General features: G+C 74.3%; 11 protein-coding genes. 9 read left to right on the top strand and 2 right to left on the bottom strand.

Annotation, left to right across the window (positions count from 1 at the left end):
* Positions 1 to 155 precede the first annotated feature (155 nt).
* Together glnII and ACIA6C_RS01970 are read left to right on the top strand one after the other, a co-directional pair.
* Complete coding sequence (glnII, locus tag ACIA6C_RS01965) at positions 156 to 1,175, top strand: glutamine synthetase (RefSeq protein WP_399272225.1); 1,020 nt, start codon at positions 156 to 158, stop codon at positions 1,173 to 1,175.
* A gap of 495 nt (positions 1,176 to 1,670) precedes the next feature.
* On the top strand, positions 1,671 to 2,264 hold the full coding sequence (locus tag ACIA6C_RS01970) for a winged helix-turn-helix domain-containing protein (RefSeq protein WP_361136259.1): 594 nt from the start codon (positions 1,671 to 1,673) through the stop codon (positions 2,262 to 2,264).
* 155 nt (positions 2,265 to 2,419) lie between these two features.
* Here the strand turns inward: ACIA6C_RS01970 and ACIA6C_RS01975 are convergent, their stop codons facing one another.
* Positions 2,420 to 3,880, bottom strand: a complete 1,461-nt coding sequence (locus ACIA6C_RS01975) for a PepSY-associated TM helix domain-containing protein (protein ID WP_399272227.1) — start codon at positions 3,878 to 3,880, stop codon at positions 2,420 to 2,422.
* A gap of 62 nt (positions 3,881 to 3,942) precedes the next feature.
* The gene (locus ACIA6C_RS01980) at positions 3,943 to 4,680 is read right to left on the bottom strand and encodes a hypothetical protein (RefSeq protein ID WP_399272229.1); all 738 of its coding nucleotides are present in this window, start codon (positions 4,678 to 4,680) and stop codon (positions 3,943 to 3,945) included.
* Between the two features lie 182 nt (positions 4,681 to 4,862).
* Between ACIA6C_RS01980 and ACIA6C_RS01985 the strand changes: the two genes are divergently transcribed.
* The 7 genes from ACIA6C_RS01985 to ACIA6C_RS02015 all read left to right on the top strand — a co-directional run bounded on the left by ACIA6C_RS01985 (position 4,863) and on the right by ACIA6C_RS02015 (position 11,837).
* A complete protein-coding gene (locus ACIA6C_RS01985) occupies positions 4,863 to 5,456 on the top strand; it encodes a rhomboid-like protein (protein WP_399272231.1) in 594 nt (197 codons plus the stop codon).
* A gap of 70 nt (positions 5,457 to 5,526) precedes the next feature.
* On the top strand, positions 5,527 to 6,327 hold the full coding sequence (locus ACIA6C_RS01990) for a tyrosine-protein phosphatase (protein WP_399272233.1): 801 nt from the start codon (positions 5,527 to 5,529) through the stop codon (positions 6,325 to 6,327).
* A 137-nt stretch (positions 6,328 to 6,464) separates the two neighbouring features.
* A complete protein-coding gene (locus ACIA6C_RS01995; RefSeq protein WP_399272235.1) occupies positions 6,465 to 8,396 on the top strand; it encodes a hypothetical protein in 1,932 nt (643 codons plus the stop codon).
* A 96-nt stretch (positions 8,397 to 8,492) separates the two neighbouring features.
* Entirely contained in the window at positions 8,493 to 9,476 is a 984-nt protein-coding gene (locus ACIA6C_RS02000) for a metal-dependent hydrolase (protein WP_399272237.1), read from the top strand.
* The gene (locus tag ACIA6C_RS02005; RefSeq protein ID WP_399272239.1) at positions 9,473 to 10,516 is read left to right on the top strand and encodes a PDR/VanB family oxidoreductase; all 1,044 of its coding nucleotides are present in this window, start codon (positions 9,473 to 9,475) and stop codon (positions 10,514 to 10,516) included. Before ACIA6C_RS02000 ends, ACIA6C_RS02005 begins: the two co-directional genes overlap by 4 nt.
* Before the next feature lie 51 nt (positions 10,517 to 10,567).
* A complete protein-coding gene (locus ACIA6C_RS02010) occupies positions 10,568 to 11,272 on the top strand; it encodes a TetR/AcrR family transcriptional regulator (protein ID WP_366082393.1) in 705 nt (234 codons plus the stop codon).
* A 37-nt stretch (positions 11,273 to 11,309) separates the two neighbouring features.
* A complete protein-coding gene (locus ACIA6C_RS02015; RefSeq protein ID WP_361136275.1) occupies positions 11,310 to 11,837 on the top strand; it encodes a GNAT family N-acetyltransferase in 528 nt (175 codons plus the stop codon).
* Positions 11,838 to 11,957 lie beyond the last annotated feature (120 nt).

Raw genomic sequence — 11,957 nt, forward strand, 5'->3', positions numbered from 1 at the left:
CGACCCGCACAGCCACCCCCACCTGCGGTGTGAACCTCGGTAACACGGGGTTCACACACGGGCAACGGATGAGAAATCGCCACGGGGCACGCTGCGATGAGCAGGGCGGTTCAGACGGGGTCTGCGCCGGAGCGACGTACCGAAGGATGGGGCCCGTGAGCTACAAGGCTGAGTACATCTGGATCGACGGCACCGAGCCGACGGCGAAGCTGCGCTCCAAGACGAGGATCCTCGCCGACGGCGACGCGCTGCCGGTGTGGGGCTTCGACGGTTCGAGCACCAACCAGGCCGAGGGGCACGCCTCCGACCGCGTGCTGCAGCCGGTCTTCTCCTGCCCGGACCCGATCCGCGGCGGGAGCAACGTCCTCGTCCTGTGCGAGGTCCTGAACATCGACATGACCCCGCACGAGTCGAACACCCGCGCCCTGCTGCGCCCGGTCGCGGAGCGGTTCGCCGGGCAGGAGCCGGTCTTCGGCATCGAGCAGGAGTACACCTTCTTCGACGGCACCCGCCCGCTCGGCTTCCCGGTGAACGGCTTCCCGGCCGCGCAGGGCGGCTACTACTGCGGCGTCGGCTCGGACGAGATCTTCGGGCGCGAGATCGTCGAGAAGCACCTCGACCACTGCCTGGCGGCAGGTCTGAGCATCTCCGGCATCAACGCGGAGGTCATGCCGGGCCAGTGGGAGTTCCAGGTCGGCCCGGTCGGCCCGCTGGAGGTGTCCGACCAGCTGTGGATCGCCCGCTGGCTGCTGTACCGCACGGCCGAGGAGTTCAACGTCTCGGCGACGCTGAACCCGAAGCCGGTCAAGGGCGACTGGAACGGCGCGGGCGCGCACACCAACTTCTCCACGAGGGCGATGCGCGAGGACTACCGCGCGATCATCTCGGCGTGCGAGGCCCTGGGCGAGGGGTCGAAGCCGATGGACCACGTGAAGAACTACGGCGCCGGGATCGACGAGCGCCTGACGGGTCTGCACGAGACCGCCCCCTGGAACGAGTTCAGCTACGGGGTCTCCGACCGCGGCGCCTCGGTCCGCATCCCGTGGCAGGTGGAGAGGGACGGCAAGGGGTACATCGAGGACCGCCGCCCGAACGCGAACGTGGACCCGTACGTGGTGACCCGCCTGATCACCGACACCTGCTGCACCGGACTGGAGAAGGACGGCCTCGTCTGACCGCCGCCCGAACGCCACAGCGCCCGCCGACCGCACCCGGTCCGGCGGGCGCCGTCGTCAACGGCCGGGACGGATCTGCCCAGCATGCGGTACGGGGTAGGGGAACCAGGCCGCCCGGCCGGGTTCGGAGGCCGGTCCTTTGTCGGGTTTGTTGCAGTCTCGTAGGGCTATGGCGGCGGAATATGAGATACCGCTCCACGAAGTGAGACGCACTCTGCCCCGGGCCCCGGACGTCTGCTTGAATGGCGCTCATGGCCAGCCACTCGCACACCTCGTCAGGTCGCAGCGACCTGGAGCCGTTCTGGCCGTCCCGTCAGGACCACGATTTCGATCGGGTGTGTTGCCGCGCGGAGAACGCGCCGGCCCTCTAAAGCCCCCGGGACCCGACCACCGGACCTCCCCGAGGCCTTCGGTCTGCGCGGTACGACAACGACGACGGACGACCACGTACGTACGTCTCCTGCCGACCACTCCGCGTGAAAGAGCTGACCACTCATGGCGAACACCCGCTCCATCGCTTCTGCCGCCTCCGCTGCGACCTCCTCCGCCGCCCTGACCCGCCCGCCCAGTCCGCGCCACCGGCTGCGTGCCGTGGACCGGGACGAGGCGGTCCGGGTGGCGGACCTCCTCCCGCCCGGCGCCACCTGGCTGCCCGCGCCCCAGCACACGCTGCCGGCGCTGCCCGGAAACCCGCCGATGGTCGGCTACCTGGTCCTCGTACCGGCCGACCAGCAGCCGCCGATCGCCTTCGCGCCGCATTCCGTTCCCGCCCCGGCGAAGACCGCCGCGGCGCCGGACATCACCGGCGACGCCCTCGTACGGATCGACTCGGCGCAGCGCACCGCCGAGGTCGACGGCCGGGTACTGGACCTGACGTACCTGGAGTTCGAGCTGCTGGCCCACCTGGTGGCGCACCCGCACCGGGTGCACAGCCGGGACCAGCTGGTCACCACGGTGTGGGGCTACGGCCACGTCGGCGACGGCCGGACGGTCGACGTCCACATCGCCCGCCTGCGCCGCAAGCTGGGCGCCGCCCACCGCGACGCGATCCGGACGGTGCGCCGGGTGGGCTACAAGTACGCCCCCTGAACCGGCGGACCGACAGGCCGGCAGGGGCGGGCCCGTGCGCGCGAGGAGGCGCGTACGGGCCCACCTCGCGGACTGACGGGGCCCACCCCCGTGGACTACGGGCCCACCCCGTGGACTGCCGGCCCGCCCCGTGGACTACGGGGCCGTCCCCTGGGCTACCGGGCCGCCGCGCGGCGGCGGGCGACGAAGCCGAGCAGGACGTCGACCGCCAGGAACGCGAGCAGGCTGATGCCCAGCATCGGCACGAACCAGCCCACCACCGCCGTCACCGCGGCGAGCGGAAGCAGCAGCGTCACGGGCAACTTGCGCCACGCCCCGCGCGGGTGGGCCCGGCCCGCGGAGAGCCTGCGCTCCTTGGTGGGCCGGCGCAGCCACCACATCCGGTAGCCCCAGAAGACGAGGAACATCACCGCCACGGCCAGCGCCGCCAGTGCCAGCTGGTTGACGATGCCGAACGTCAGACCCATGTGCAGGTCGATGCCGAAGCGGGTCAGCTGGGCGAGCAACGGGTAGTCGTCGAAACGCAGTGCGTCGATGACCTTGCCGTCGGCCGGGTCGACGGCGACGGAGTCCAGGTGCACGGGCACCTGCTTGTCCGCCTCCTTGATGACGTAGCCCTTGCCCTTGGCGGGCAGCGTCACGCGCAGCGACTCGGTGACGCCGGCCGCCCGGGCCGCGGCCACGGCACGGTCGATGCCGACGTCCGCGGTGGGCGCCGGCGGGGGCATCTCCATGCCCTCGGGCATGAGATGCCCCGCGTGCTCGTCCCCGCCGTCCGCGCCGGCGCTCCCGGACAGGACGGCGGAGACGGACGGGGTGGCGCCGCCGAGGCCGTCCTGGAGCCGCCCGATGTTCTCACCGGCGTACTTCGACCAGGTCAGGCCGGTGGCGGAGAGGGCGACGAGTCCGGCGGCGGCCCACAGGCCCACCGTCCCGTGCCAGGACAGGGTCCGTCGACGGCCGGTCGCCGAGCGGTCGGGCAGGACCAGACGGGCCCTGCGGCCGCGGCGGCGGCCGATCCACAGGGCGAGCCCGCCCAGCGCGACCACCCACAGCCAGCTGGCGGCGAGTTCACTGTAGTTGCGGCCGAACGCGCCGAGCCGCAGGTCGGCGTGGAGCCCGCTCAGCCAGGCGCGCAGCGGCAGTGCGTCGCCGGCGGTGGTGAGCTGCCCGCGTACGTCCGCCGTGTAGGGGTCGACGAAGACGGTCAGGTTCTCGTCCTCCGCGAGGCCCGGGGCCTCCATGATCACCCGGGTGGTCGCCTCGGCGTCGGGCGCGGGCCAGACGGCCACGACCTCGCCCTGCGGCGCGGCCGACCTGGCCGCCTGGACCTGGTCGCCGAGGGAGAGCGTGTGGTCGCCGACGCGGGCGACGGTCAGCTCGTCCGCGTAGAGGATCTTCTCGGCCTGCCAGGAGCCGGCGTACAGCAGCCCGGTGGCGGCGGCGACGAACAGCAGCGGGGCTATGAGCAGCCCGGCGTAGAAGTGCATCCGCAGGAGCAGCGGCCGCAGCGCGGCCCAGGCTCCCGGGGTGGGGGGCGCCGATGCGTCGGCGGTCGGGTCGGAAGGTGCTTCGGCCGCCCGTGAGGGGTCGGCCTGGAACTCGTCGAGAGACATGGGTGTCCTGAGATTCGGCGGAGGCATGGGGGACCGGCCCCTGGCCTCGCCGCACGCGTCGTTCAGGCGGTGGCGGGCAGGCCGGGGGCCGTGGCTCGGGTGTCCCGTCGGACAGGGGGCCCGCGCCGGACCGCGGTGTGGGCGGGCACGGCACCGCGCAGTCGGCGCGGTCGTTCGTACGGGGCCCAGGACGCCGGCGGAGCCGGTACGGGGACCACCCGGGTCCGCAGGAGTACCCACGCGCGGGCCAGCGGCCGGGCCGCGACGAGCGCGGTGGCTCCGAGGGCTGCGGCGAGCCGGAAGACGGCCGCCTCGCCACAGGCCAGCCAGGCCGCGCAGAACACCGCTGCCAGGACGTGGGCGGCGATCATGCCGAGGCCGCCGTGGCCGTGCCCCTCCATGCCGGGCATCCCCGCCATTGCGGGCATCCCCGCCATGGCGGTGGCGTCGGCGCCCATGGCGCTCATGTCCATGCCGGGCATGTGGTCCATGCCGGGCATGTGGTGGTGCGCGGGTGCCGCGGCCGGGGCGGAACCCGGTCCGCCCGCCTGGCTCGCGGTGAAGGCCAGGTGCAGCACACCCTGCGCGCCGAGCAGCGCGGCGGTGATCGCGCACGGGCCCCTTCGGCGCCCGGCGGCGAGCCGGGCGAGGACGCCGATCGCCCCGAACGACCCCAGAAGCCCTGTAATGGGAACATCCGTCCCGGACATGTACGAATGCCCCACCGCGGCCAGGGCGACGCATACCGCCGCGAACATCGCGGCCCGCAGGGCACGCAGCGGCGCGCGGGAGTCAGACATGTCCGGGTCATGTTCCCACGGACCCCGCCGCCCTCCGCGAGGAGGCCGTGTCCGATCATGGACGGGTGAAACAGCCGCCGTGGCCGAGGTCGTCGCCGTCTCCGTCCCCGTCGACGTCTCCGTCCCCGTCCCCGTCGACGTCGACACGGCCGAAGTCGACACGGTCGCCCTCCTCGTGGCCGGTGCCGCTCGGCGTGGTCTACGCCGCCGGGGTCCAGCTGGGGGCCCACGCGCTGGAGCGGCTCGACCCCGAGAAGCGGGACCGGCTGCTGCGCCGCTGCTCGACGAACGTCGACAACCTGGACGCGGGCCGCTGGGGGACCCTGCTGAGCAGTGCCCTCACCGTCGAGGAGCCCATGCCGCTGCCCTACGCCCTGCTGCTGGTCGCCGTGCTCGGGTACGCCGAGTACGCGTACGGCGCCTGGTGGACGGCCGCGGTGTTCCTGTTCGGGCACGCGGCGGCGACCTTGCTCGTTTACGGCGCACTGCGGGGCGGGGCGGACCGCGGGACCCGGCGCGCCGTGGACGTCGGCACCAGCTACGGGCTGGGCGCCGTGCTCGGGGCACTCACCTCGGCGCTGCCGCGCGGGCGCGTCCGGTCCGCCGCCCGGGCGGGGTTGCTGGCCCTCGTCGCGCGGCCGGTGGTCAGGCGCGGACGCACCTTCACCGACGCCGGGCACCTGGTCGCCCTCGGGCTCGGCATCGGCCTCTCGCTCGCCGTCGATTGTCTTTCCGGAACGAATCATCAGAAAATCGGTCTCGAACATCCCGCATGACACGAGTAACCGACCCCCGCCCCGACGCCACCGCCTTCTCCTCCCCGCCGCCGGAGACTGGAGCCACCCGATGACCGCCACCCCGTCCACCACCGTCGCGAACCTCCGCGACCTCGGCGGCACCCCGCTCGCGGGCGGCCGCACCGTCCGCCCGGGGCTGGTCCTGCGCTCCGGTGCGCTCGACCGGCTCGACCTGGACGCCGACCCGGCGGTGGCCGCGCTGGGGATCCGTACGGTCATCGACTTCCGCAGCGACGCCGAGCGCGCCGACCACCCGGACCGGCTGCCGGCGGGCGCGCGGCTGCTGGTCAGTGATGTGCTGGCGGACAAGATGCACGCGGGGATAGGGAAGATGCCCCCGGCCGCGCAGCTCAAGGACCTGATGGCGGACCCCGTGGTGGCCGAGGAGCACCTGGGCGGGGGCAAGGCACAGGTCGTCTTCGGGGAGGTCTACCGGTCCTTCGTGAACTCGGCCTCCGCGCAGAGCGCCTACCGGTTGCTGCTCACCGAGGCGGCCGATCCGCAGGCGGGGCCGCTGCTGTTCCACTGCACGGCCGGCAAGGACCGTACGGGGTGGGGTGCGACGGTCATCCTGTCACTGCTCGGCGCGGACGACGCCACCCTGATGGACGAGTACCTGTCGGTGAACCCTGCGGTCAAGCGGGCGTTCGCGCCGATGATCGAAGGCTTCACGGTGGCCGGCGGCGATCCGGAGATCGCACTGGCGCTGATCGGGGTGTTCCCCTCGTACCTGGAGACGGCGCTGGAGGAGGTGGCCGCCCGCTACGGCTCCATGGAGAAGTACGTACGGGAGGGCCTCGGCGTTCCCGACGGGACCGTGGACGCGCTGCGGGCCCGTCTGATCGCCTGATCGCCGACGGGCGCGCGGCCCCCGGGCCACCCGGCGGCCGTCACCCGGCCGGCCGGTCACCGCCCGCGGCGCGGAACCGCTCGAACGGGTGCGCCGGAAGCGGGTGACCATCCGACGATTCGCTCGTTCTGCTGAACGTGACTGCGCCGGATACCGCCACCCGCCCCCAGCCTCCCCTGACGCCCGGCCTGGAGCAGGCCGAGGCCGCCATCGTCGAGCACTACCCCCGGCTGGTGCGGCTCGCCTACCTGGTGCTGCCGCCCTCGCTCGGGCGCAACCGGCGGGTCCTCACCGCCCATTCGCTGACCCAGCGCGCGCTGCCGCGCGGCCGGCGCGGCGGTGACGCCTCCGCCGTGCGCGGCGGGGTCCCGGCGCAGCGGGGCGGCCTGGACGGCGCCGAGTCGGGGTACCCGTACGTGCGGCTGCGCGTGTTGCGCTCCGCCCTGGAGGCGGGTGTGCCGTTCACCTTCCGGGCGCTCCCGCTGCGGGGGCAGTTGCCCCGGGTGCTCCCCCAGGTGTGGGGGCTGCGGCTGTTCCCGCGCTCGGGCGGGGCCGAGGAGCTGGCGCTGGACCAGTGGCTGACCACCCTGAGCGGTCCCGGGCGCGCGGCCTGCGTGCTGCGGGCGCTGGAGGGGCTGGCGGAGCCGGACGTCCTGAGGGTGCTCGCGGACGCCGGGGTGGCCAACCCGACGGGTGCGGTCGCGGAGTCCGGGGACCCGGCGCACGACGCCCTCTTCGCCTCGCCGGAGTTCGACCCGTGCGTGCTCCAGGCCCGGCCGACCGACCTGTTGCGGCGCCGCCGGTTCACGCGGGCCGGGATCGCCGCGGCGGCCGCCCTCGCGGTGTGCGGCGCGCTACTGGCGCTGCCGGGCGGCGGCTGGGGCTCGGACGGGCCCGCCGCCCCGCTCTACGCGAAGAACACCGTGGCGGAGCAGGCGCTGGACCCCGGCCAGCTGGTCCGGGTCGCGCCGACGCTCTGGCACACCTCCTCCCGTACGGACTTCTCCGCCTGGCCGGCCCGCGGCGACCGCTCCGGTGACACCGCGCTGTTGCGCCGGGCGCTCGCGGTGTGGGCCCGCCCCGGCCGCTCGGTGGTGGTCTCGGCCACCCCGGGCACGCCGTCGGGGCCGCCGATGGGCCCGCCGCAGCTGCTCTTCGCGGGGGCCGTGGACCAGGCGGTGGTGGTCCTGCTGTACGACGGGCTGCGCGTGGTGCGGTACGCGGAGCCGCGCAGCGGGACCGCCGGAGCCGCCCTCGACTTCGCCCGTACGGACGGGGCGTCGGCGGACACCGCGACCGCTCTGGTGCTCAGCCGCGTAGACGGCAACGTCCGCTACCTGACCGCCCCCTGGGTGCTCGGCGCCTCGCTGCGGGACCTGCTCAAGCCGGGCGAGTCCCCCTCGGTGCTCAAGCTGACCCCCGACGGGATGACGCCGCCGGTGCCCGGCCCCGCCCCGGCGGGCAGCTGTACGAGCTGGAACGCGCTGGCCCTGACCGGCGACGGCGCGACCCGGCTGGTGACGGACCTGGGTGAACTGACCCCGGCCCGGCTGACCTCGGGCGCGCCGGGCGCGGAGCGGGACGTGACCGAGCCGGCCGAGCTGGGCGAGTGGTCCCGGACGGCGTGCCTGCTGCCGTCGGTCCGCTCGCACGGGGTGCGCAGCGTCAACGCCTGGACGTACGCGAAGCAGCCGCTGCCCGAGGGGGACGGGACGGCGACCTGGCTGTGCAGCCGGGCGGAGACCTGGCAGGGCACCGCGGACCGGGTCCAGGCCCAGTTCCTGGCTCCGGGGGCGCCGCTCGCGGCGCAGGCGGCCAAGGCGGAGGGCTCCCCTGCGTGCGGCCCCCGGGAGCCCCGGGTGCTGGCGGGCGTGCTGTGGAAGTCGAAGGCGGGCCAGTGGTACGTACTGGCCGCGGGCAGCGCGCAGTTCGGCTCCGTCACGGCGTCGGGCGGCGGAGTGAGCGGCAGCGTGAACGGGAACCGCCTCGCGCTGAAGGCGACGCAGGGCACACAGGTCGACCTCTCGGGCAGGCTGACGGACGGCTCGAAGGCGGAAGCCCTGCGCTGACCGCAGCGGACGCGGGCACGGCGGGGGCGGGGGCGGGGTGGAAAATCCCGCCGCACAGGGGTTCTGCTCCCCGCTACCCCTCAGTACATTGACAGCATGTCTAATACGCCGCACGCTCCCGCCCCCGTGGCGTCGGAACACATAGGCTTGTACGACCACATGGGCCTCCAGCCGCGGAACGTGTCCTTCTCCTGGGAGGACACCCCGCTGCACTGGCTGCCCGGCGACCCGTTCGCCGGGCACACCATCAACGTCCTGCACCTGCTGCTGCCCGCCGGGGAGCGCTGGTTCGTCCACGTCTACAAGCAGGTGCTCCCGTACATCACGGACGAGCGGCTGCGGGCGGACGTCGTCGGCTTCATCGGCCAGGAGGCCATGCACGCCGCCGCACACGACGACGTGCTGCCGCACCTGAAACGGCTCGGCCTGGACCCGACCCCGTACACGGCGCAGGTCGACTGGTTCTTCGAGAAGCTGCTCGGCGACCGGACTTTGCCCCCGGGCCGGGCCCGGAAGTGGTGGCTGATGGAGCGGGTCGCGATCATCGCGGCGGTCGAGCACTACACGGCGTTCCTCGGCGACTGGGTCCTGAACGCCGACGAACTCGACCGCCGGGGCGCCGATCCGATGATGCTGGACCTGCTGCGCTGGCACGGGGCGGAGGAGGTCGAGCACCGCTCGGTGGCCTTCGACCTGTTCATGCACGTCGACGGCGGCTACCGGCGACGGGTGCGGACCTGGGCGACGGCCTTCGCGGCCCTGACGTTCCTGTGGCAGCGCGGTACCCGCTTCTTCGTGGAGAACGACCCCGAACTCCCGGCCGCCAAGGCCTCGCTGGGCCAGCTGTTCCGGGCCGGCCGGCAGGGCGTGCTCCCTTCGGCGGGCTCGATGCTGAGGTCCATCCCGACCTACCTCTCCCGCACCTACCACCCCTCGCAGGAGGGCTCGACGGCCCAGGCCGTGGCCTACCTCGCCACGTCGCCCGGCGCGGGCGGCGGGACCGGTGCGGACGCCGGCGCGGGCGGGGGCGCGGGCGGCGGGACCGGTGCGCAGGCGGCGGACCACGGGGTGCCGGCATGAGGCGCGCCCTGACGCTCACGGCCGCCGCGGGCGCGGCGCTCCTCACCCGGCGCGCCCTGCGCCGCCGCATCCGGCGCTCCCCCCTGTGGCCGCTGCCGGCCCTGGAGGAACCGGTGTCGGGCCACTCCCCGCGCAGGCTGCTGCGGACCACGGTCGTCGCGCGGAGCGAGCCCGCCGAGGGCGTCGTCCAACTGACCCTGGAGTCGCCGGAGCTGCCCGCCTGGACCCCCGGGGCGCACGTGGACGTCGTACTGCCCTCGGGGCTGGTGCGCCAGTACAGCCTGTGCGGCGACCCCGCGGACACCGGCCGCTACACGATCGCGATCCGGCGTGTCGAGGACGGTCGGGGCGGTTCCGGCGAGGCGCACGACCGGCTGGTGGAAGGCGCCGTGCTGCGGGTGCGTGCGCCCCGCAACAGGTTCCCGCTCGTGGCCGCCCCGGCGTACGTGTTCGTGGCGGGCGGGATCGGTATCACCCCGATCCTGCCGATGCTGCGGGCGGCCACCGCGGCGGGGGCCGACTGGACGCTGCTCTACGGCGGCCGTTCCCGCGCCTCGATGCCGTTCCTCGCGGAACTCGACGCGTACGGGGACCGGGTCACGCTCGTCCCCGAGGACGAGGCCGGCCTGCCGGACCTGGGCCCGCTCGCCGCGGCCGCCGGCGTCCCGGTCTACTGCTGCGGCCCGGAGCCGCTGATGGACGCGGTGCTGGCCGCCGCGCCGGACCCCTCGGCGGTGCACCTGGAACGCTTCACCCCCTCGGCACCCGGGGGCGGGGAGAGGGCCTTCACGATCGAACTGCGCCGCTCCGGCGGTGCCGTCGAGGTCGCCGCGGACGAGAGCGCCCTGGCGGCGGTGCGCCGCGCCGTGCCCGCCACCCCGTACTCCTGCGGGCAGGGCTTCTGCGGGACCTGCCGGCACCGGGTGCTGGAGGGGGAGGTGGACCACCGCGACGACCTCCTCGCCGACGCCGAACGCGAGGACTCGATGCTGCTGTGCGTCTCCCGCGCCGTATCGGCGCGCCTGGTCCTGGACTTGTAGCGGCGCGAACACCCCGCCGGACGCCCCGCGGAGTGGAAGTAGGGTGTCCGCATGACAACCGGGGTGCGGCGCAGGATGGGTGTCGAGGAGCGGCGGCAGCAGCTGATCGGGGTGGCCCTGGAGCTGTTCAGCCACCGGTCTCCCGACGATGTGTCGATCGATGAGATCGCGGCGGCCGCGGGCATATCGCGGCCGCTCGTCTACCACTACTTTCCCGGCAAGCTGAGCCTGTACGAGGCGGCGCTGCGCCGGGCGGCCGACGAACTCGCGCTGCGGTTCGTGGAGCCGCAGGAGGGGCCGCTCGGGGGGCGGCTGCTGCGGGTGATGGGGCGGTTCTTCGCGTTCGTCGACGACCACGGGCCCGGGTTCTCGGCGCTGATGCGGGGCGGTCCGGCCGTCGGCAGCAGCCGCGCGAACGCGATGATCGACGAGGTGCGGCAGGCCGCGTACGAGGAGATCCTCAAGCACCTGGGCGTCCCGCCCGACTCCCCGCCCGCGAGGCTGGAGCTCGTCGTGCGGTCGTGGGTGTCCCTGGCCGAGTCCACGGCGCTGATCTGGCTGGACGGGCGGCGCATCCCGCGCTCCGAGCTGGAACTGCAACTGGTGCACGACTTCGCGGCGTTGGCCGCCGTGAGCGCCGCCTACGACGAGGAGATGGCACAGATCCTGGTGCGCATCCTGTCCTCGGAACCGGCCGACGGGCCGTTCGGGGTGCTCGTGGGGCGGCTGGCGGCGCTGGTGCCGGGCACCCGGTGATCATGACGCGGCGCGGGCGCCGCGTGATAATGCCCGCGTGATCATTGACGACGGGATGTTGTTCCGGCAGGCCGGGGAGAAGGACGCCGGCACGCTGGTGAAGCTGTACGACCAGGCCGCCCGGTGGATGCGCAAGAACGGGATCGACCAGTGGAAGCCCGGCGAGAAGGACGTGGCGCACTTCCGCGCGCGCATGCGCGACGGTGAGGTGTGGCTGGCCGAGGACGCCGACGGCCGGGTCGTCGGCGGGTACGAGCTGTGGTGGTCCGACGAAGAGGCCTGGGGCGTGCAGCCGCCCGTGGCCGGTTACGTGCACCGGCTGATGGTGGAGCGCGAGGCCGCGCCCCCGGGCGCCGGCCGGCGCATGCTCGAACACGCCGAGTGGCGGATCGCCCGGACCGGGCGGGAGCGTTCCCGCCTGGACTGCGTCTCGACCAATCCGCGGCTGCTCGGCTACTACCGGGACGCGGGCTACCGCATCGTCGGCGAGTTCCCGTCGAAGCAGGCCGCGGACGGGCGGGTGTACGGGGTGATCCTTCTGGAGCGGCGCCTGGACGTGGCCTGAGGTGGGGGGGGGGGGGGGGGCCGCCGCCCCCCCCCCCCCCGGCCCCCCCCCCCCGGGGGGCGGCGGGGGGGCGCCGGCCCGGCGCGGGCGCCGCGCCGCCCACCAGCCCCGGGCGGGCCG

The sequence above is a fragment of the Streptomyces sp. NPDC051578 genome (assembly GCF_044454045.1).
GTDB lineage: Bacteria > Actinomycetota > Actinomycetes > Streptomycetales > Streptomycetaceae > Streptomyces.